We start from the raw sequence: 21,164 nt of genomic DNA, 5'->3' as shown, positions 1-21,164 counted from the left end.
CACCACCGATGATCATGGGACCGACGCTCACACTCCCGCGGTGACGCAGACCGCCTCGACGACCAGGTGCCAGACGGTGAAGTTGTCCGGTTCCCCCTCGAAAGCCTGCACCAACCAACTGTCGTTGGGCTGGTTAACGGTGAACGGGACGCTCGCGTGCATCACAACATGGTTGGCAGTGCCAGATAGGCCGCTGTCGAACTTGACGAAGGCGCCACCGCCTACGGCCTGCTTGCCGGCCGGGCAGGTCGCTGCGTGGGCCTTCTCGTCGAAGGTGTTCGCGGGGCTGTCGGACTGGACGACCTCGTAGCCGCTCACTCCCGCCGGCCCGGCAGGTCCCGTCGGCCCCTGTGGTCCGGGAGGACCCGATGGCCCTGCCGGACCGGGAGGTCCGACCTGTCCCTGCTGGTTGAAGTCGAGTGGCGTCTCAGAGCCCTTGCAGGTGTCCCCGGCGGCCGGGTCGATGACCCGCAGCACTCCTGCCTGGTTGAGACAGCCGTGGATGGTTCCGTCCGGATCAGGAATCGCGGCGTACGCGATCCCGGCGCCACCGACGACCAGTCCAGCGGCGAGCGCTGCCAGAGCGGTCAGCCAGCGCGACCGTCCCAGCGATCCAGGGCGAAGGCGGTTCATTACGTTGTTCGTCATCATCTCGTCTCCTTTACTGGCAGAGCAGCATGCTGCTCGTCGGGCTGCCTCGAGAGCCGAATCATCGTGATTTCCAGCCACGTCCAGCCCTCATCCCCTCCCGGGCGGCGGGCCTGCCTCCGGGCCAGGGATGAGTCAACTCGGACCGCGTCAACGCAGCGTCAACGGCACGGCGACAGGTCAGGCGGGAGGCGGCAGGCGCGAGGAAAGGCGGGGTGCTGTGGTGGCGTCCCCTGTTGGGAAGCGGTATCCAGCAATGGACTGTGACAGCATCACGCAACCGGACGCCGTGTCCTCCGCCGCGAGTTGTTCCGTCGGCCAGACGTCTCGGCCGGCTGAGCCATGGCATCGGCCTTCCTACCCGGGCCGCGGCCACAACGGTCTTGCCACGCTGACACACGGTTTAGGAAAGGGCTAGCCGCCTACTGCCTCCGCGGACTGTTACCTAATGCGGCCTGCTCTAGTCGCGTGATCCGAGATCATTCCGTGGATAGTCCGGATCTTGTGCAGCGTTGCCGATCGGTTGATATGCGTCGTGCTCGGCGTGATGAATCACCGCCAAGCAAGCCTGCGTGGCTGTAGGTACCTGATCATCGCGCCAGTCCGAAGGTGCGGCCAGCGACACTTGCCCGACCTGCGCCATTCGCGAGCCGCCTGTTGGCCGGCTTGCGCCGCAGTCGTCTATCGGAGCTGGCGCTTTGATCGGTTCGTCGCTGGTTCAAAGAGCTGAAGTCAGAAACGTGACTCGCTAGCCCGCCCGTCCACGTCTACCCCGTAACCTCAGGCTAGGTGATACGTCACGCCTACCTGCGCCGTCGTCGCCGGCTGGCGCGAAGAGGAGCTGGTGGCAGACGGTCTTGGGCGAAAGCGGAATTGGCGGCCTCCTTGCCGGCGTGGCCGCACTTGCCCTTCAGGATGCGAGGGGGTACCGGTATGGCAAAGAAGCGCGATGACCTGATGGGCCTCATTTCAGCGGTCGCATCTGGCGACGTCAGCCGTGAGGACGTCGTCGCCGATCTCAAGAAGCAGAAGGTCGACGCCCTCGATGTCCTGATTGAGGTGTTCGCCAGGCAGGCGAGAGCATCCTCCTCCCGCAAGCGCGGTGAGCGCATCGATGTGCAGACGTTTTCGGCCAGGCCTAGCACCGCGCCACCGAAGCCCGTTCACAGAGTGCCCAGGCTGCCGGTCCTGTTGCGCGGGACGCTCTACGACCCACAGGACATCACCCGCTTCGACGGGACCGAGCTGCACTTCGTCGCCACCGGCAGAGACCACATCCTGGCCATCGACGACCGGGCGGTGATGGAGAACTGGTGGCAGACGTCCTACTTGTCGTCGATGGCCAGCTCGAACAACACGATAATGAAGGAAACCACCGACCCGACCATCCCTACCGTCACCACCACCAACACCGGCCGCCCAGGTGGCTTTGGCACCGACCTCGGACCCACCAACTTCACGCCTCCCCCGACACCTGTCCCGACCCCTGTTGTGGTCGGTCCGTGCGTCCTCGTGCCGCTTCCGGCGCCCATCGAGCACACGAACTTCTACGAGCACCCTGACTTCGTGGGTGAACGGCTCGAGCTGGAAGCCGGGCAGGGCGCGATCTCGAACCTCAAGAATGAGCACTTCGGTGGCATATTCTCCGGCGACGACTGGAATGACAAGATCTCCTCGGTCGAGATGGTCCGCACCGAGGTGACCGTCCTTTACGAGCACGTCGGCTTCGTCGGCAACTCCATCACCATCACCGGTGGTGGCGAACGACAGCTCTGGCGCGTGCACAACGAGGCATGGAATGACCGCGCCTCATCTGTCCGGACCTGGGGATCGACGCCTTGGACCAAAATGGGCTGGTACTGCGGCCCCTGGGGGTAGGGCAGGCGATGTCGAGGAGTTCGCTGACGGACCGCAATTCGACTTGATCAGCATCCCCGACCCTTCCCGCATGTGCCGACCGTCCATCGTCGCCCGCCACGTCCTGGCCAGCGCCGTGGTGGGCACGTGTCCGTCCCGCGTCGTCCGCGGCAGTTGATGTCAGCCGTGGGTGTCAGACGGACCTACGCATTACGAGTCGGTTCCAGGCTCCTGCTCCGGCGGTTGCTTCGCAGGCGTTAGGTGGTGTCCGGGTATGTAATCGTTCATCCTCGCTCGCCGGCTTGGCTGCTCGGTTGGCTGCTTGCGGGGCGATGTCCACCTGCAGAAGGTGGGATGATCGATGGGTGGCACGTCGATACGTCGTCTGGCTCGGGTTGGCGGTCGCCTTACTTCCCGGCTGTTCTGAGCCGCAGTACGTGCTGCCTGATCGCAGCACGGCTGCCGTTCGGGCTGAGGAGGAGCGGATCGCGTCGCTTCTGCCTGCCGAGTTGATCAGCGGCCTGGGTACGTGCAAGGTCCGACTACTTGGCCGGGAAGGTTCCACGTCGTTCGCCTGGGCCGAGTGCGAAGGTGCACCGCAGCCAGGGGTTGTGTCGGGTGTCTCCATCCCGGTACGGGTTGATGGTGACCGGGTAACCCGACCTCTGGACGGGAGCGGGTATACCGCGAGCGTGAAGCGTATGTTCCCGGCGAAGCTGGCAGATGCAGTTCTCGACTCTCCCGACACGATGCGCCCGTGAGCTGGGGTAAGGCCTGGCCATCTCGCCGGCCAAGCCACTTGCGAGGGGCCGATCATCAGGTATGGCAGCTGCTGCTCTCGTCCTGGCCCTGGTCCTGAACCTATGGATTTCCGGCGAGGCAGTCGCTGAGAGCTCCATGAGCAGGCACGAGCCTCGGCCGGGTCGGACTGAGACTCCAGCGGTTGGGTCCGTTGCTGTACTTCCGAGCTGTACAGCGTGTCGGCACGTCCCGTCTATTAGGACGGTGTAACGAGCACTAGCGTTCGTAGCGCTTGTGCTGGTAGCAGGGATGGAAGTCGCGCCGGCGGCGTAGCCGGGGCCAGACCTGCAATACCCAGGCGGCATCGTCATCACGTGTTAGGGCGGCTGGTGATGGTATGTCTGGGTGGAAGGGTCTTATTGTGCCTGATCTTTCCTCGATCGCGCGCGAGCGGGAGGTGCTCTCGGCCGTTGCCGATGCGATCGTGGTCGCGGCGGTCGGCAGGGGTCTGCGCGTGGCGGTCCGTTGTCCGGAATCGCACCTTGCCTTCGCCGGTCAGCTCGCGCGAGCGCTGCACGCTCGCGGTCGAGCATGCCGCTGCCTGGTCTCGAAGCCGACCCCGTCCGCCGCCAGCTTGCCGTCGAATCATGGAGCGGCCGAGTCAACTCTCGCCGTGATCACCAGCGAACCGTTCGCGCAGACCGACGATGACGTGCAGCGCCTAAATATCGACTTGACCCTTGGTGCCGCGAAGGCACCCGAAGGCCCCGTCAGTCACAAGCAGATCGGCGACGGGGATGCAGACGCTGACGACGAACCCGACATTGTTCTTGGGTATCACGACCCGCACGGGCTGATCATCCGCCACATGGCGCCCCACCTGTCTCGACTACTCACGTCTCAACAACCCGCCTAGCGCCCAGATGCGGCGGCGGCGTCGACAAGCTGCAGGTCGAACGGCACCGGCGGCCGGTTTGGGGACGCACTGTAAATCCGTCGCGAAAGCTACAGAGGTTCGAATCCTCTACCCGCCACCAGGTGCGAGATCGGCCCCTGACCAGCAGAGAAGCGGTCAGGGGCCGAATCTTTTCTGGTCCCGCCAAGTCCAGCCGCCACCCAGCGTCGCTCGCGGTCCGGGGGCGTATCGGGGGGCGTTCCATCCGGTCAAATGACGCGTGAAGCCCAGCAAAGATCAAGACGGCCAGAGACGCCCCAGCCCGCCGCTCTTGCTGTCACCTTCTGCACACCTTCGGGTCGCGCTTCGTCGCCTGGCTCGTCCTGGTCCCTGCTGGGACGCTCCGAAGCCGGACATTCTCCAGAAGTGCCGGATTTAGGATCTCCGGGAACCCGGCCGGCCCGAGTTGCGACCAACATGCGGTGGCCGACCGGCTACCTCGTGCAGGCGGTGTGGCCGGCTGGCGCGGATATGTGGATCAAGGAGTCTTGTTGATGCGTGCACGATCGGTAGCCAGGCTGGCGGCCGCAACCCTTGCCGGAGCGCTTGCCGCTGCGACCATCGGCGTCGGCGTGGCGTCTGCGCACGTGACGGTCAATCCGCGCGAGGCCACTCAGGGCGGCTACGCCAAGCTCGCCTTCAGGGTGCCGAACGAGCGGGACAACGCCAGCACGACCAAGCTTGAGGTCACGTTGCCGTCCGACGCGCCGGTGGCATCGGTGTCGGTTCGGCCTGTGGCGGGATGGACCGTGCAGGTCGACAAGGCCAAGCTCGCGAAGCCGATCGAGATGCATGGCAGCCAGGTGACCGAGGCGCCGTCAAAGATCACGTGGACGGCCGAGGGTGAGGCAAACGCGATCAAGCCGGGCCAGTTCCAGGAGTTTGAGATCTCCGCCGGTCCGCTGCCCGAAGCCGACACGATGATCTTCAAGGCGCTGCAGACCTACTCGAATGGCGAGGTCGTTCGCTGGATCGAAGAACCCAGCACTGACGGTTCCGAGGTAGAGCACCCTGCCCCGGTCCTCAAGCTGGCCAAGGCCCCGGCCGAGGGGGCTGCTGCCACCGCGGCGGCTGGCTCGAACAACGTGGCCACGGTCCGGACCAGCGACACCACGGACACCGAGGACGACGCCCGGTCGGGCTGGGCGCTCACCTTCGGCATCGCCGGACTGACCGCCGGCCTTGCCGGCCTCGCCTTCGGCCTGCTGGCCTGGAGGCGTCGACCCACCGCTGGCACTGCGGCGGACTGACCCCTTCCCGTGATGCCGGCCGCCAGTCTGCAGCGGCCGGCACCCCCCGCGCCCCGGTTGACCTCCGCCGGACCCTGCCGAGGTCAGCCGTCCTTATACGGCGAGCCAGTGGTCGTGTTTTCTGACCAAACGGAAGGATCGGGACGATCAGGGTAAATTTGGCAAGTGGGCATCGCTGGGTCAGCTTGTCTCGTTCGTGTCGGCGTGGCCGCCGTGGCTGGTGTCGCCACTGCCCTCGTACTCGCCGCACCCGCCATCGCCCACGTCCAAGTCAAGGCCGACAACCCTCAGGCTGGGGCCCGTGACGTCACCATCACGTTCACCGGCGAGGCGGAGTCCCCGCGCGCCGGCATCAAGTCGGAACGCGTGGTCCTTCCACCCGGGATCGGGCCCCAGGACGTCCGACTGGCCAAGGCGCCCACTGACTGGAAGCTGTCTCTCATTCCTGACGGGTTCACGGTGGCCGGACCAGCGCTGAAGGTCGGCCAGGACGCCGTGTGGGCCGTCACGGTCGCGCAGTTGCCGTCCAACGCCACCGAACTGCCGTTCAAGACCCTGGAAACCTACAGCGACGGCACGGTGGCCCGGTGGATCGAAATCCCCGAAACTGGCAAGCCCGAGCCCGCCAACCCCGCCCCGGTCCTCAAACTCAAACCGCCCGCCGCGGTACCGACCGGCGCGTCGCCGACCCCCACCAGCGCAGCTTCCACACCCGGCTCGCCCGCGCCGAGCGCCACCCACCGCCCAACCAGCGGCAACGCGATCGGCAGCAATGTCCTATGGATCTTGCTTATCGTGGTCGTGGTCGCGCTGGCCGCCATCGTCGCCTCCGTCCGGTGGCGACGCCGTTCGAGGAGCTAGCACGGCTAAGGCTGCGGGGCGGGCGGTGAACCGGTCCTCACGCTCATCCCAGACGAATCGATCAAGGGGCAGACGGGGTCCCTTACGCGTACTACTGTGACAAAGGTCAACATCACTCTACTACGCCCTGTCGTAATGGAGAATGGTGGCGGCGGCGGACAGCATCGGGTACCGCGCGGGCAGGCGACCGGACCGGAGGTTGTGGTGGCGACAGGCGAGGACGAGCAGGTCACGGCGTGGGCACTGGCTGCGGGCCGCGGGGACCAGCAGGCGTTGGCGGCGTTCGTGCGGGCGACCCAGCACCAGACCTGGCGGTTCCTGCACCATCTGCTCGGTTCGTCGGACACCGATGACCTTGTGCAGGAGACCTACCTGCGCGCGCTGCGGAGTCTGCCGCGGTTCGAGGGTCGGTCGTCGGCGCGGACGTGGTTGTTCGGCATCGCCCGGCGGGTGGCCGCTGACCACCTGCGCTCGGCCGCGACGCGTCCCCGGACGACTCCGCTTCAGGACTGGGAGCCGCCGGGCAGTGGTGGGCGGTTCGAGGACGAGGTGGTGTTGCGCCGGCTGCTGCTGGGGCTGTCCCCGGAGCGGCGGGAGGCGTTCATCGCCACTCAGATTCTCGGCCTGTCGTACGCGGAGGCGGCGCAGGTGTGTGGCTGCCCGATCGGAACGATCCGTTCCCGGGTCGCCCGGGCCCGCGAGGACCTGGTCCTCGCGGTCGACGGTCAGTTCGACCGGCGGGCGGGCCGCGCCAGCTAACCCAAGGCGGGGTACGAGCGCTCGACCCATCTGGCCGGGTCGGGAACCCGGTAGGGGCGGTAAGCGACTATCGGTATATGCGGTGTGAGCAGTGGCGGGAGATCCTGTCGGCCCAGCTCGACGGTGAGGAGACGCCGGCGGAGCGGGCCGGGGCCGAAGAGCACCTGGACTCGTGTGAGAACTGCCGACGGTGGTTCGATGCGGCAGCCGCGGTGACCCGGCGGGCCCGTACGCAGGTCGTGACGTCGCTGCCCGATCTGACCGATGCGATCCTCGCCGCCGCACCGCCGCAGGCCCGCCGGTCGCGACGGCAGCCCACGGCGTGGCGCGGTCGGCTGCTGGCCGGGCTGCGTGGCGCGCTGGGCCTGCTCGGCGCGGTGCAACTTGTGCTGGGGCTTGCTCAGATCGGCAGGGGCGCCGTCACCGATCACCTGCACGCCGGGCAGCACCTGTGGCACGAGTCCGCGGCCTGGAACGTGGCGGTCGGGGCAGGCTTCCTGCTCGTGGCGCTGCGGCGGACCCCGCCTGCCGGTTTGCTGCCAATGCTCAGTGTCTTCGTCGCGACCCTGGTGCTGCTGTCAGTGAACGACCTGATTACCGCTCAGGTCGATGTGACCCGGCTGGTGAGCCACGGGTTCCTGCTGGGTGGCTACCTGATCACCCTTTTGCTGTCCCGCCCCGGCCTGCGGCCCGGCCCACCGCCGCAACAGGGTCAACCGCGGCCGTCGCGGTGGCGGGCCCAACTGGACGACGCCGAACAGCCTGCGGTCCCGCTGCGGCTACTGCCGCCGCAGCCGTACTCGGCGCAGGCCGTGCACCGCCGCGCCGCCTGACGGCGTCGATGCCGAGCGGTGGCCCCCACGTGGCACAACCACTCTGTGATGGGTCGTACTGGCTTGAGTCGAGCGGCCTGCTGCGTCGTCGCGGGCCCCCGGCCGCGTCCCGGTCGCCGCAGTGGCCCTGAACCTATGGATTACGGGCGAGGCGGTTGCTGACGGCTCGGTACGCAGGTCGCGAGCCTCGGCCGGTCGGTCAAGGGCGGTGACGGTGCGATGGGTTGCTGTACTTCGGTGTTGTACGGCGACCAGGTCGGGAGGGAACTTGGACCCCCGTCTGGGGAGCCTGGTCGGGGTGGTCAGGAAGCGTCAATAGGCATCATCCCGTGCGCTGAACCGCGGTGCCGTTGCCGCTCTTTCCACCCGCCATCCTCGCGTGGCGGCCTGTTTGCTGACTCACTGCTGACTTCGCCCGGACGTAGGGAGGCCGCCAGCGTACGCAGAGACGCCCCACGCGCCTTGGTCCCTGAAGGGCGTGGAGTTGCCAGCGAGTGGCGTGCCACCTCCGGGCTGAAAAGTGTCTGAATGCTGACAGAAGCGGACTCAGCTCCTTGCCCGCCGCCGGCGCCAACTCGCCGGGGACCACCCACCGCCCGGCCACTTCCTATCGAAGCAGCAGCGTAAGGGCCTGTTACGGACTCGATGCGACCCGGCCATCAGCCCTTAGCCGCTCCCCGCAATGAGTAGCGGTCGGGGGGCGATATCAGCTTAAGGCAACATAGTATCCGTAAAGAGGTGATTTGCCGGTGATTGTTACATGAGGGTTGCCACAGAATTCGCCCTCATGCTAATTGTTACCTAGCGACTACTGTCCGATCAAAAGACGAGGATGTGTTGCTCGTGCCGAGAGCTCGTCGACTCCGGAGCGACTTCAATCTGGGAGCCGGGCAGGCCGAGGCCGACCCTCTTCTCAGTGAAGCCTTCTACGAATCAGGCGATTACTGCGCCATCCGCTCGCGTCGAGACCCTCGTTGCTTTGTCGTTGCACGAACTGGTGCGGGCAAATCAGCAGCACTGACCCGCTTGGAGGAGGAGTTTCCAGGCAAGGTCATCAGAATTGCCCCACAGGACCTGTCGCTCCCTTACATCACTGATATGCAGGCCGTGAAATACCTGGATCAGCTTGACGTTCGGCTCGATCTCTTCTTTGAAGCACTCTGGAAACATGTTCTTCTCGTCGAGATCATTCGTCACAGGTACAACGTTGATTCGCCTGTAGCCAAGCAGAACTTCCTTCGGACGCTTATGGAGAAGATAAGCCGCGATCCTGGGAAGCGGGAAGCGTTGAAATACCTCGAAGAATTCGAGGGAAAATTCTGGTGCGAAACCGATCAGCGGGTCCGAGAAATCGTGGAGAAGTTTGAGAGGAGTGTCGAGCGAGATGCGGGAGCAAAACTCACCTTAGCCGGGCAGGCTGGAAATCTCAGCGGCAAAGGCCGTGTCGGAACCTCAAGCGAATCCCGGACCGAGGAAGCTGAGCGCTATCAGCGGATTGTCAACGAGACGCAGCTTGCTCGACTAAACAAGATGATATCCGTCCTGAACGAGGATATTATCGATAGCCCCCAGAATTCTGTCTATGTGATCATAGACGATCTGGATACCCAGTGGGTCGACGAGCGCCTCTCTAACGATCTAGTGCGGTGCCTATTCAGTGCGGTTCTAAGCCTGAAGCGGGTTCAGAACCTAAAGGTTCTTGTGGCACTCCGAACCAATATCTTCGAAACAATCGACTTCGGGCAGCGTGGGGCCCAAGGGGAGAAGTTCCGTTCCCTCGTGCTGAACATGAAGTGGACACGTGCAGACCTGCGAGAACTTCTGGACGAGAGAGCGCGAGCGGCAGGTCGTGAGGCCAGGTCTTGAAATAGACTCTCTGGCAGATGTGATCCCACATAGCAACGCTCGCCGCGGCGACCCCATCGATCACATCCTCGATCGCACTCTTCTGCGGCCACGAGACGCCATATCCTACCTGAATGAGTGTTTCAGCTCGGCCATTGGCGGTGGGAGCCGACTGACGTGGGAGGATATTAGCGGCTCAGAACGGGCCTACTCGACAGATCGGCTGTTGGCGCTTCGCGATGAGTGGGGTCCGTCGTATCCCGGAGTAATGGACGCCTTCGAGGTCTTCCGAGGATGTTCTTACCCTATGACCCGACCTGATTTTCAGAGTCGTCTCGACGAAGTAATGCTCCTGCCCGCAAAGAGAAACTTCCCGGGCGTCGAGTGGGTTGAATCACTCTCGCGAGATATGTGGAGCTCGGGCGATGGAAAACTCGACTGGATAAAGGTCTACAAGCCCCTCACTGCCCTCTTTTTCAAGTTCGGGTTCATGGGTTGCCGTGAGGGCAGAAGCCCAGATGTCGTCTACTCACATGATGATCCCGATCATGTAGACCATCACGTGAGGTTCGGCCCCGACTGCGAGTTCTTTATCCATCCAGCTTTTCATTGCGCTCTGGATGTACAGCTCGCCGAGTCGGAGTGGCGGCGCCTATCGAGCCACCGTCACTAATATGAAAGTCAGACACGGCCCAATGCTTCAGTCCCCACTCTGCGGTACAGCAACTACAGATAAGGCCAGCCTCTCGCCCCTGCTAGCGGTTGCTCGTACGAACCGCTACCAGGGAGGGCATACGCAGTCATGGCTAGTTGTTCTTGGTCAGCCTCAGCCAGCCTTTCACGGCCTGGAGACGGCCTGGATCGAAGTTGATGCGACCACCCTCGTAGGAGTCATCCGTGACTACTGACACCCCCACCCCCGACGCCTCCGCCCCCGAGGATTTGGTGCCAGATCCGTACCCCTATGAAGATCGCTTCATCTGCCCTCAGCCCACTTGTGGTGTCTTCGCGCATCAGATGACCGCTGACGTATCCATCGACGCTGTAGTCGGCGTCTACCCGGCGTTCAAGGCCACAGTCTGTCAGCGCTGTCATGGGCCTGCTATGTGGGTAAGAGCCGAGGATGGGGGAAGCTGGCTACTCGCCTTCCCTCAGCGCGCGCTTGGGCTTCCGCCGCACTCTGACATGCCGCCCACGGTGACCGCGATCTACGAAGAGGCACGGGCGGTGGCACAGCGCTCGCCTCGTAGCGGGGCTGGCCTCCTGCGGCTGGCACTTCAAATGCTTATCGATGACCTAGAGCCGGGGGCCGGCACCCTAGACGTCAAAATCGGGAAGCTTGTCGGCTCAGGGCTAGACCCACGCGTCCAAAAGGCCATGGACATCGTGCGAGTCGTAGGCAACAACGCGGTGCATCCGGGTCAGATCAGTCTGGACGACGACCCGAACCTGCTGCCGTCCTTGTTCCGGTTGATCAACATGGTTGTCGAGGAGATGATCTCTCGACCGAAGCACCTTGACCAACTCTTCGAGCTACTTCCCGAACAAGCGCGAGAGGGCATAGAACGCCGAAACTCCCGAGCCATGGAAGCCAGCGGATCTTGATCCCTGAAGAAACGATCGCCGCTCCGTGGAGCCGTCTCAGCAGCACGCTAGACCTGCACGGACCGTCCCCCACTGTCCACGGCCGTCCGGTCGGGTACGTCGCGGTTGTCACCCAGTTCGTCACTCACCCACTCAGGTTTAGACGCCGCGCCAGTACTCCTCGCGGGAGCCCTTGAAGTCATCGGGCCTGGTCCGTCGCAGAAGCTCGTACCGCTCCGCGAAGACGTCAATCGCTCGCTGGAGGCTGCACTCCTTGCTTCACGGATTGCCTGCATCGCCGGGATGATCCGCCGTTGCACGATCAGGTCGTCGATCGACTGCCAAGGGTCTACGCGGCCATCTTGCAGGACGACTGTCAGCTTGGGAATCGGATTGAGTCGCAGCCTTCGGGCCTGGTGTCGGCTGGTCATGTAGGCACGGGCGGCGTGGCTCAGCTCTGCGGCGGACCTCAGCTGGCCGGTGTTGTCCGCTGTGTCGGCACGTATCGGGCACGGTCTCAGGCCGTCGGCCTGTAGCCGTACTCGGGTGAGCCCACCATGGCGGCGAGCAGGGCTGGTCAAGGCCCTTTCACGCTGCCAGCGGGTGACCGACACGCCCGCGACCATCTTGTGTCGTAGATCACAACCTTCTCCCCTCACCGACTACTTGTGATGAGTTATCCACAGGTCCTGTTTGGGCCTCGTCCACACAAGGCGGTCGAACACCTGTACAACAAATTCCCTGGTGGGAGACAGGATCGCATACGCTCCGTCACCGCCACGCTGAGTTATCCACCGGTCTACACACAGGACCCTCCACAAGATGGAGGGGGCGAGTCTCGCCCGCACGGCAACATCTAGGGAATCGGATGCTTGAGATAGGACTACCCAGCGTGCACACTGCTGGAAGCACGACAACCCGGCAAGGTGCCGGGTCGGGCACCTAACCGGGTCGACGTTCTACTTGGCCGTAGGCGGGCGACGATATCACTGTGCTGTATCCCGCGCGAGCGGGTCGGGACGGTGATTTCTTCCGGGGGTACCCCGTGCGGAACCCGAGAGGAACAACATGGCGAACAAGGCCATGCGGCCGGCGAGCCCGGCCAAGCCCATGCGGCCGGCCACTCCGGCGAAGCCGGTCATCCGGCCGGTCTCCAAGCCGGCGGTCCGGCCGACCGGTAAGCCCGTGATCGTCAACCCTGGGACGCCCGCCCCGAAGAGCGGTCAGTACAAGCCCACGAAGGGCGGCCCGGAGGTGACGGTCCCCAAGGGCCACCGGATCCCTCCGACCCCTAACGGCGGGCCGTCCAAGTTGGTCGACCCGACCAAGAACAAGTCCGGCAAGTAGCCCTGGCCCGGCTTCGGCCGGTCCTGGCTCTGGCTCTGGCTCAAGAAGGCCCGCCCAGCTCCCTGGGCGGGCCTTCCCCGTGCGATGAAACGACCTGCCACAGGCACCCCGAAGCTGGGGCACCAGTTCACCAACTACAGGTAAGCCTCGGTCGTACTTGCCGGCCAAAGGTTTGCTCACGCCTTGTGACCTGGGCGGAGATCGTCGCCACTGGTCGTCGTTCGTCGCTAATGTCTGACGGCCGACGGCCTGGCTGGTGGATCAGCGTTGGGGTCCGCGCGAAGGCCCACCGACTATGGCTGCCGAGAACTACAGTGCTGTCTCGTGAAGGCTTTCGAGATCACCGCCACTCTCCTCGCGGCGCTTGCATGGCCGATAGTCGTTCTTGTTGTGGTCTTCGTCTTTCGAGAGCCCATCCGGAAGCTGACCGCGCAGGGTCCAGGACGACGCCCGTTGAAGCGAGCGAAAGTCGGCCCAGTTGAGATGGAGTGGGACTCTCTGGATGAGGCGCGCACCGAGGTCGCGGCGAGCCAGAGCGCTGAACTCGACAAGCCGAAGATTGATCGGGGGTTCGATGACTTGCTGCCCCTCACTGAGTCGCACCCGACAGCAGCCGTGATGTTGGCGGCGCAGCGGGTGGAAGCGGCGCTTGCCAAGGCGCTGAAGGCCAACGACATCGCCCCACTCCGGTTCGCCTTCGTCGACATGATTCGAGCTGCCGGAAGACACGGACTGATCGACAACCCGACGGAGAGGGTGCTCCACAACCTGCGCGTTCTCCGTAACGAGGTGGCTCACTCACACGAGGCCGAGCTTGCAGGCGTAACCCCGGCGCGGGCAACCGACTACGTCGCTACAGCGGCTTCGATGGTCGACGTGCTCACTTCACTCGCAGTCCGTCCGACCCTCCCTTTCCCCCGTCAAGACGCAGTTGACACCGAAAAGGGCGCTGACAGCACCAACTAAGGGGCGACCGACGGGGGCCGCGACGAGGCCGGGGTGGGGATGCGGCGCGTGTGACACTGGGCAGGCCCCTGGCCTGCCGGCAACGCCGGCCCGAGGGGTCGCAGAGGCTCCGGGGTCAAGGGCGGCCCGCAGGGCCGTCGCGAAGCGACGCGAAGCGCCCTTGACCTTGGAGGGGCGGCCCCGCACACTCCGCGCCGCATCCCCACCACGGCCGGCGGTGACTCGCCCTACGGCGCGGCGGTGTGACGGCCGCCGCGCCCCGGCCGGCTGCCGGCCCACCACACCACCGGTCAACGGCCTGTCGTTCTGCGGCGGCCCTCCGGGCTTCCCCGCTCTCCGCGCCAGCCGCCGGGCGTCCAGCGTGACGGCCGCAGAGCGACAGCGGCAGCGGCCGGCGCGCGCCCAGGCGGCGGCGCGTGCGGCCCGTTGCGGGCCGCCTTGATCGATGTAAAGAAAGTTCTCCCACTCGACCGGCAGCTGGCATGACCGGCAGCTGGCAGCCGACTGGCCGAAGTCCGGTTGATCCGTGACACCGTGCGCCCTCACTTCATGGGTGACGCTCCGCGGCCGGGATCGCTATCGTGCGACGGTGACCGCTGGCGCCAACCGTCCGTTGGTCTTCCTCGACGTGGATGGACCACTCATCCCGATCGGTGGGGGGACGCCGAAGGACCCCGAAGGGCGGCCAGCCCCGGCCGATGCCATCGATGCATGGGACGGAACATCCAACCCACTCTTGTCCAGGCTCAATCCGATACATGGTGAGCGGCTCAGCGCGCTCTGCTGCGAGCTGGTCTGGGCCAGCACATGGATGGCCGATGCGAACGAGGAAGTGGCGCCGCGAATCGGCCTGCCAGAACTGCCAGTCGTCGACTGGCCGGAGGGCTACGAGGAGCAACCGACCCGCCGGCTGCACTGGAAGACCAAGGCACTGGTCGCCTGGGCCGCCGGACGACCCTTCGTGTGGGTCGATGACGAGATCAGCGATGCCGACCGGGCCTGGGTAGCTGCCAACCACCCTGGACATGCACTCCTCCACCGCGTCGACCCACGCGTAGGACTGTCCGACCCAGATTTTGCCGCCATCGAGCGGTGGCTTGCCAGGTACGCCTTGCCCAGCCAAGAGATCGGTTAGCTGGACGTGTTACCCAACACCTAACATCAATCCGTCAGGCATCAAGCGGAGCCGAGGCAGACAGCCGACCGTGCTTCCGGCCTGGAAAGATGACGGCATGGACCGCTTCGAGGGCCGCTGCTGGCTGGACTGGTGGGCGAACTCCTCCACCCTGCTCGGCAGTGTCGAGGTGGCCGTCGTGATTACCGCCGCCGACGCCGGCTGGGAGGCCCGCGGTCGCCTGGTCAGCGACAGCGACGAGGACCAAGAGGCTTTTGCATTCCTGTGCGACCTCGATCCTGTCTTCATGCTGCGCTTCGAAGACGAGAGCACGGTCGCGGTCACCCGTGCACCCCAGCGACGGACATCGCCGCTTCAGCCTCACCGAGTACACCGGTCCGGTTCAGCGATCGGTCGAGAATCGCATCGCCCTGTAGGCAGCATCGGACCAAGCCTGCGACCGGACTGGCTCGACAGCAGGTTCAGGGCGGGTTGACGTGTCGGCACCCGGTGCTACTCTGGCGCTCGTCGAGCACGCCAGCGCGGCCTTCCTGCCGGATTGCTGGACTCGACTTCCGAGATGCCGAGCGACCTTCCTGCCGCTGATGCGGGCCACGTTCCGCCGGCTCTCGATCGCACCGGCCGCAGCGCCGGTCCCCTGAATCCCCTGCACGGCCCAGCACGGCCTGACCTGCCGTCCACGATGGCCCGGATTCGCACCTCAACCGGTGGGGCAGCCTGCGGCACCCGGATGCCGATATCCCAGGCTCCCCACCCATTCCGGTCACAGCACCGAGTCCACGAGCGCGAAAGGCCATGACCCATCGGCGGAGAGTGGCACCACCACGAATCCGCCCTCCGGCGGCAGCCGCCCTTTCGGCGGTGCCAGGAGACACTACGAACACCACCAGCGGACAGAGGTCCACTGCTGGTGGTGCTTCGTCTCCCGTCCCTGCCATCCCGTAAGGAGAGAGTCCTGTCCATCGCCCTCGACCTGTCCCGGCCTGGCCTCGCCGCCGGCCGTAATGCCCACGTTCTCCATCGCGCCGCCGCGCCGGAGTTCTCCGGCTGGCTGGAGCACACCCGCCCCGCCGGCGGCTGCGCCCGCCCGATCCGCCTCACCGGCACCCTCGCCGCCGTCGACCCCGGCACTGGCCGGATCGTGAGCGAGCAGCACACCGACGAGCTGCCCGATCGGACGCTCTACAAGGCGTGCGGCAACCGCCGCGAGTCGCATTGCCCGGACTGCGCCTGGGTCTACGCCGGTGACGCCTACCAGGTCGTGCATTGCGGCCTGACCGGCGGCAAGGGAGTACCCGCCTCGGTCGGCCGGCACCCGGTCGTCTTCGCCACCTTCACCGCACCGTCCTTCGGCGCGGTCCACCACCGGAACGTCCGCCGCCACACGTGCTCGAGCCGACAGCGCTGCGACTGTCGCCCGGACCCCTGCCACGGCCGCCGCATCGCCGGCACTTGCCAGCATGGGGAGCCCGCGGTGTGCTTCGCCCGCCACGACGCCGACGACCCGCAGCTCGGCCAGCCGCTGTGCCTGGGCTGCTACGACCACGGCCACCAGGTCGTGTGGAACTACCTCTCCGGCGAGCTGTGGCGGCGCACCAAGCAGGCCATCGAACGTCACCTCGCCGCCCTCTGCCGCCGACGCGGCATCCCCTTCGTCCGGCTGGTCACTGCTACCGGCAAGATCCGCTGGGTGCCGCCCGTGCGGGTGTCACACGGCAAGGTCGCCGAGATGCAGCGCCGGGCAGCAGTGCACTTCCACGTCCTGCTGCGCCTGGACGGTGTCGACCCCGACGACCCGGACGCGATCGTGCCGCCGCCGGCCGGCATCACCATCGACGACCTGGAGCCAGCCGTCCACACAGCCGCCCGCCAGATCACCGTCACCACGCCCAGGCACCCCGACCGACTCGAAGGCTGGGTGATCGCCTGGGGCGAGCAGGTCGACGTCCGACGCATCAACACCGCCGATGGCGAGCTGACCGACGACAGGGTGGCCGCCTACCTGGCCAAGTACGCCACCAAGTCGACTGAAGTCACCGGCCACTGCTCCACCCGGCTCACCGCCGCCACGATCGGCGACTACGCCGACCCGGAAGGCGACCACCTCGCCCGCCTCATCGATGCCTGCTGGCGACTCGGCCGCCCCACCCACAACGCCACGGCCTCGGGCGCCGCAACGACCGGAGGCCGTCAAGGCCACCTTGACGCCGAACCGAACCCCTACGCAGGACTGCGTCGCTGGGCACACATGCTCGGCTTCGGCGGCCACTTCCTCACCAAGGCCCGCCGCTACTCCGTCACCTTCGGCCTGCTTCGCGACACCCGCGCCACCTACCGCCGCACCGAAGACGACGACACCACCGACACGGTCACCGTCGCGATCCTCACCTACATCGGGGCCGGCTGGCTCAACGATGGTGACGCTCTCCTCGCCAACACCGCCGCCCGACAGCGGCGGGAGAGCAGACGCATCGGCCGGGAGGAACTCGCCCACGAAGCCTGGCTCATCGGGGCGGCTGCATGAGCAGAGATCTCACCCCGCGCTGGTACTCCCCCGCCGAGGTCGCCGTCCTGCTCGGCTTCGGCATCTCCAAGGTCAAGATGAAGATTGCCACCGGCGAGCTGCGCTCCATCAAGGACGGCAAGTACCGCCGCATCCTCCCCGAGTGGGTCGACGACTACATCCGCCAGCAGGTCGAACGCCAGGAGGCCGCCTGATGCCCGCCCGCGCCCGCGCCAACGGCGAAGGCTCCATCTTCCAATACCGCAACGGCTTCGCCGCTTACGTCTGGGTCACCAGGCCCGACGGCAAGCGCACCCGCAAGTACGTCTACGGCAAGACACGGGAGGCCGTCCACGACAAGTGGATCAAGCTGCACCAGCAGGCGAAGCAGGGGCCCGTGGCGACCAGCGTCCCGACGGTCGGCGCCTTCCTGACGCGGTGGCTGTCGGAGATCATCGAGCCGAACCGGGCGCCGTTGACCTTCGCCACCTACGAGACGATCGTCCGCCGCTACATCGCTCCCGGCCTCGGGGCCAAGCGGCTCGACCGGCTGCAGTCGCGGGACGTGCAGACCTGGATCAACCAGGTGGCTCGGACCTGCCAGTGCTGCGCGCAGGGTAAGGACGCGGCCCGGCCGAAGGACAAGCGCCGATGCTGCGCCGTCGGCCGGTGCTGCCAGGCCGTCCCGTCGACGCGGACCGTCAGCGACATCCGGGCCGCACTGCGGGCGGCCCTCAGCCACGCCCAGACCGAGGATCTCATCGCCAAGAACCCGGCCGTGGCGGTCACCCTGGCCACCGTCCGCCGCCGTCGCGGCAAGTCGTGGTCGAGCGACGAGGCCCGCAAGTTCCTCGAATCAGCCCGCCACGACGAGGACCCGCTCTACGCCGCCTACGCCCTGGTCCTCGTCAGCGGACTACGCAAGGGCGAGGCCCTGGGACTGACCTGGGAGGACGTCGACCTCGACGCCGGCGAGCTGACCATCGGCCGCCAACTGCAACGGGTCCGCGGCCAACTCCTGCACCGCGACACCAAGACCCAGGCATCCGACGCCACCCTTCCCCTGCCCGACATCTGCGCCACGGCACTAGGAATCAGGAAGGCACAACGGGACGAGGCACGAGCAGCCGCCGGCAACGCCTGGCACGAAACCAACCTCGTATTCACCACCCGCTATGGCACGCCGATCGAGCCGCGTAACTTCCAGCGCTCCTGGCAGACCCGCTGCGAGAGGGCAAAAGTCAAGCCGATCACCGTCCACGACGCGCGACGCACCTGCGCCACGTTGCTCGCCGACCTCGACGTCCATCCGAGAGTCGTCATGCAGATCCTCCGGCACGCCCGCTTCTCGATAACGATGGAGATCTACACCCAGGTCTCGTCCAAGGCGACGCTGGAAGCCCTCAAGCGCCTCGGCGAATCGCTCGGGAGATGACCGTTGCTGTACTTCGCTGCTGTACGGGCAGCAAAAAGGCCACCCCCGAAGCCGGGAAGTGGCCTTTGACCTGCGTGGGCGATACTGGGATCGAACCAGTGACCTCTTCGGTGTGAACGAAGCGCTCTCCCGCTGAGCTAATCGCCCTCAGCGCGGAGATGACTGTACCTGATCGAGCCACCCATCGGCGAATCCGGGGTCAGTGCGTCGCGAGGTAGTGCAGCACCCGGGCCACCAGATCGATGCCGAGGCTGTACTTGAGCGACAGCCAGACCACCACGGCGACGAAGACCAGCCCCACCGCGCCGAGCCCGAACCGCACCGGCAGTGATCGACTGGTCACCCAGCGCGTCCAGGCCTGTACGTGTCGGCGGGTGAAGCCGAGCAGCCGGCGGGCCCAGTGGTACTCCACCGCCCAGATCCCCAGCCCGGCGATCACCAGCAGCCAGCCCGGCCCGGGCAGCGGGATCAGCGCGATGCCGACGGTCACCACGATGGCGCCGGCGATGGCGATGAAGATCTTGAGGGTGACCCGGCCGGTCGGGTTCGAGCGGATCAGGTCGAGGGTGGTGTGCACCCGCCCCCGCCACCCGGTTCGCCGCCGTGGGGGGACGGCGGTGCCGGCCCGCGGACCGGTGCCACCCCAGGCACCGCGCGAACCCCGCGAACCCCGCTCCGTCGACACCTCGTACCCCCGACTTTCGGCTGCTCGGACCGCTCCTTTCGGCGGGCCGGCGGTGGTCATCGGATGCGCTGCGGAACGCCTCGTGACCATTTCCACTCCCAGTGTCGCCCGGCCCCGTCACCCCTGCGGACGACTGGACGTTACCGGAGTAAGTCGACGACTGAACCACCCAATGCCGGGCGGCACCACGGTCTGGGCGGAACCGGAGATCCTACAAGAATTTTCACATTCTGGCGGGCTCTCCGACCCCCTTCCCACCACTGGGTGAAGTCGGCGTATGGCGGAGCGTAGCCAGGAGTAGCACCTGAGTATGGGAAAAGCGGGACACGCGCGTTCCGCAGCGGTGCCGGGGGGAGAACGTCCATGAGTGTCATCCGACCGACGACCGTAGAGGTCGAGACGTCGCTAAGGCTCGTCGCGCCTGACGCCACCGCCTTGCCGGTGCGTGCCAGTCTGCGTTACGACCCTGCTGACCCGTATGCGGTCCATGTCCTGTTCCACGCCGAATCTGCCGGCGGCGAGGCGGTGAGCTGGTCGTTCGCCCGCGAGCTGCTGGTCACCGGGCTCGACGAGCCGGCCGGCATCGGCGACGTCCGGGTCTGGCCGTGGGCAACCCCGCGCGGCGACTTCGTCGCGCTGGCGCTGTCGTCGCCGGACGGCAACGCCCTCTTCGAGGTCCCGCGCAGCGTCCTCGTGCGCTTCCTGCGCCGGACCTACGTCGTCGTCCCGCGCGGCCGCGAGGCCGAGCACCTGGACGTCGACACGGCGGTGAATCGGCTGCTCGCCGGCCGCTGAGACGGCACACCCGGGGCCGCGCGGATCTGCCGAGTCCGCGCGGCTCCGGCTCACCCACCTTCTGGTACGCCGGCAGCCACCGCTGCCGGCGTCCGCTCAGCCGTGGGTGGTGATGCCGCCGTCGACCGGGATCACCGCGCCGGTCAGGTACGCGCCGGCCCGGGACGACAGGTAGATCGCAGTGCCGGCCATGTCCTCGGGGCGCCCGATCCGGCCCAGCGGCACCTGCTGCTCGATCGCCGCCCGGGATGTCGGGTCGTCCAGCGCGAAGGCCATCATCTTGCTCTCGAACGGCCCGGGCGCGATCGCGTTCACCGTGATCTGCTCGCCGGCGAGTTGGTGGGCGAGGCTGCGGGTGAGCATGTGCACGGCCGCCTTGGTGGCCGAGTAGGCGTACACCTCCAGCCACGGCACCCGGATGCCGTCGATGGAGCCGATGTTGATCACCCGGGCCGGGTCCTCGGCGCTGGCTGCCGCGCGCAGCGCCGGCAGCAGCGCGGTGGTGAGCCGGAAGACGGCCTTGACGTTGACCGCCCAGAGCTTGTCGAACGCGCTCTCCGGGTACGACTCCAGCGGCGCACCCCAGGTCGCGCCGGCATTGTTGACCAGCACGTCGAGCCGGTCGGTGCGCTCCCGGACCGCGGCGGCGAGCCCCTCGGCTCCGGCGTCCCGGCTCAGGTCGGCGGGGATCGCCTCGCACCGCCCTTCCGCGGAGAGTTCCTTGGCCACCGTCTCGCAGACGTCGGCCTTCCGGGACGAGATGATGACCTTCGCGCCGGCCTGCACGAAGCCTCGGGCGATCATCAGCCCGATCCCCCGCGATCCGCCGGTGACCAGAACGGTCTTGCCTTCGACCGAGAACAGATCCGACATGCCCATCCCATCGCGACTCGGCGGGGGTCGCGGGGAGGTCCGCCGACCCAAGCGCTACCGCCCGGTAACCTAGCCCGCCCGCGACCGTGGGG

Annotated in this window: 20 protein-coding genes and 1 tRNA gene; 17 read left to right on the top strand and 4 right to left on the bottom strand. The window is 66.4% G+C overall.

Annotated features, from left to right (window positions below; all coding sequences use genetic code 11):
* Positions 1–27 precede the first annotated feature (27 nt).
* On the bottom strand, positions 28–648 hold the full coding sequence (locus GA0070624_RS13095; protein WP_141714997.1) for a hypothetical protein: 621 nt from the start codon (positions 646–648) through the stop codon (positions 28–30).
* Positions 649–1,581: 933 nt separating this feature from the next.
* Here GA0070624_RS13095 and GA0070624_RS13090 point away from each other — a divergent pair.
* The 16 genes from GA0070624_RS13090 (at position 1,582) to GA0070624_RS13020 (ending at position 18,719) form a co-directional block, all read left to right on the top strand.
* Complete coding sequence (locus GA0070624_RS13090) at positions 1,582–2,526, top strand: beta/gamma crystallin family protein (protein WP_091340845.1); 945 nt, start codon at positions 1,582–1,584, stop codon at positions 2,524–2,526.
* A gap of 1,141 nt (positions 2,527–3,667) precedes the next feature.
* Positions 3,668–4,162, top strand: a complete 495-nt coding sequence (locus tag GA0070624_RS33920; protein WP_141714996.1) for a hypothetical protein — start codon at positions 3,668–3,670, stop codon at positions 4,160–4,162.
* Positions 4,163–4,695: 533 nt separating this feature from the next.
* Positions 4,696–5,451, top strand: a complete 756-nt coding sequence (locus GA0070624_RS13080; RefSeq protein WP_425413503.1) for a YcnI family protein — start codon at positions 4,696–4,698, stop codon at positions 5,449–5,451.
* Between the two features lie 165 nt (positions 5,452–5,616).
* Entirely contained in the window at positions 5,617–6,312 is a 696-nt protein-coding gene (locus tag GA0070624_RS13075) for a DUF1775 domain-containing protein (RefSeq protein ID WP_245718763.1), read from the top strand.
* A 204-nt stretch (positions 6,313–6,516) separates the two neighbouring features.
* Positions 6,517–7,071 carry a sigma-70 family RNA polymerase sigma factor gene (locus GA0070624_RS13070; RefSeq protein WP_245718762.1) on the top strand — a complete coding sequence of 185 codons (555 nt, stop codon included), beginning with the start codon at positions 6,517–6,519 and terminating at the stop codon, positions 7,069–7,071.
* 77 nt (positions 7,072–7,148) lie between these two features.
* Positions 7,149–7,904, top strand: a complete 756-nt coding sequence (locus GA0070624_RS13065; protein WP_091340836.1) for a zf-HC2 domain-containing protein — start codon at positions 7,149–7,151, stop codon at positions 7,902–7,904.
* Positions 7,905–8,738: 834 nt separating this feature from the next.
* On the top strand, positions 8,739–9,770 hold the full coding sequence (locus GA0070624_RS33915; RefSeq protein WP_141714995.1) for a P-loop ATPase, Sll1717 family: 1,032 nt from the start codon (positions 8,739–8,741) through the stop codon (positions 9,768–9,770).
* A complete protein-coding gene (locus GA0070624_RS33910) occupies positions 9,706–10,422 on the top strand; it encodes a P-loop ATPase, Sll1717 family (RefSeq protein ID WP_141714994.1) in 717 nt (238 codons plus the stop codon). Before GA0070624_RS33915 ends, GA0070624_RS33910 begins: the two co-directional genes overlap by 65 nt.
* A 224-nt stretch (positions 10,423–10,646) precedes the next feature.
* Positions 10,647–11,354 carry a DUF4145 domain-containing protein gene (locus GA0070624_RS13055; RefSeq protein ID WP_091340832.1) on the top strand — a complete coding sequence of 236 codons (708 nt, stop codon included), beginning with the start codon at positions 10,647–10,649 and terminating at the stop codon, positions 11,352–11,354.
* Between the two features lie 1,047 nt (positions 11,355–12,401).
* On the top strand, positions 12,402–12,680 hold the full coding sequence (locus tag GA0070624_RS13050; RefSeq protein ID WP_245718761.1) for a hypothetical protein: 279 nt from the start codon (positions 12,402–12,404) through the stop codon (positions 12,678–12,680).
* 324 nt (positions 12,681–13,004) lie between these two features.
* Entirely contained in the window at positions 13,005–13,646 is a 642-nt protein-coding gene (locus tag GA0070624_RS13045) for a hypothetical protein (protein WP_141714993.1), read from the top strand.
* A 589-nt stretch (positions 13,647–14,235) separates the two neighbouring features.
* Complete coding sequence (locus GA0070624_RS13040) at positions 14,236–14,781, top strand: HAD domain-containing protein (protein WP_091348746.1); 546 nt, start codon at positions 14,236–14,238, stop codon at positions 14,779–14,781.
* Between the two features lie 97 nt (positions 14,782–14,878).
* Complete coding sequence (locus GA0070624_RS13035; protein ID WP_245718760.1) at positions 14,879–15,256, top strand: hypothetical protein; 378 nt, start codon at positions 14,879–14,881, stop codon at positions 15,254–15,256.
* Between the two features lie 480 nt (positions 15,257–15,736).
* Positions 15,737–17,305: a replication initiator gene (locus tag GA0070624_RS13030; RefSeq protein ID WP_091348743.1), complete on the top strand. Its 1,569-nt coding sequence runs from the start codon at positions 15,737–15,739 to the stop codon at positions 17,303–17,305.
* Entirely contained in the window at positions 17,302–17,499 is a 198-nt protein-coding gene (locus GA0070624_RS13025; protein WP_091340828.1) for an excisionase family DNA-binding protein, read from the top strand. Before GA0070624_RS13030 ends, GA0070624_RS13025 begins: the two co-directional genes overlap by 4 nt.
* Positions 17,499–18,719, top strand: a complete 1,221-nt coding sequence (locus GA0070624_RS13020; RefSeq protein WP_091340826.1) for a tyrosine-type recombinase/integrase — start codon at positions 17,499–17,501, stop codon at positions 18,717–18,719. Before GA0070624_RS13025 ends, GA0070624_RS13020 begins: the two co-directional genes overlap by 1 nt.
* Before the next feature lie 75 nt (positions 18,720–18,794).
* Here the strand turns inward: GA0070624_RS13020 and GA0070624_RS13015 are convergent.
* Together GA0070624_RS13015 and GA0070624_RS13010 are read right to left on the bottom strand one after the other, a co-directional pair.
* Positions 18,795–18,866: transfer RNA gene (locus GA0070624_RS13015), tRNA-Val, on the bottom strand.
* A gap of 52 nt (positions 18,867–18,918) precedes the next feature.
* Positions 18,919–19,464, bottom strand: coding sequence for a TIGR02611 family protein (locus GA0070624_RS13010; RefSeq protein WP_091340823.1), 546 nt, complete (start codon positions 19,462–19,464; stop codon positions 18,919–18,921).
* A 303-nt stretch (positions 19,465–19,767) separates the two neighbouring features.
* On the opposite strand from GA0070624_RS13010, the gene GA0070624_RS13005 reads away from it, so the two are divergent.
* Positions 19,768–20,199 carry an SsgA family sporulation/cell division regulator gene (locus GA0070624_RS13005; protein ID WP_007457244.1) on the top strand — a complete coding sequence of 144 codons (432 nt, stop codon included), beginning with the start codon at positions 19,768–19,770 and terminating at the stop codon, positions 20,197–20,199.
* Positions 20,200–20,295: 96 nt separating this feature from the next.
* Here the strand turns inward: GA0070624_RS13005 and GA0070624_RS13000 are convergent, their stop codons facing one another.
* Positions 20,296–21,072 (bottom strand): glucose 1-dehydrogenase, encoded by a 777-nt coding sequence (locus GA0070624_RS13000; protein ID WP_091348740.1) that lies wholly within the window; start codon positions 21,070–21,072, stop codon positions 20,296–20,298.
* Positions 21,073–21,164 lie beyond the last annotated feature (92 nt).

This window comes from Micromonospora rhizosphaerae (genome assembly GCF_900091465.1).
Taxonomy (GTDB): Bacteria; Actinomycetota; Actinomycetes; order Mycobacteriales; family Micromonosporaceae; genus Micromonospora; species Micromonospora rhizosphaerae.
The sequence above is the reverse complement of the archived record's forward strand: the minus strand, read 5'-3'. Positions and strand labels throughout refer to the sequence as shown.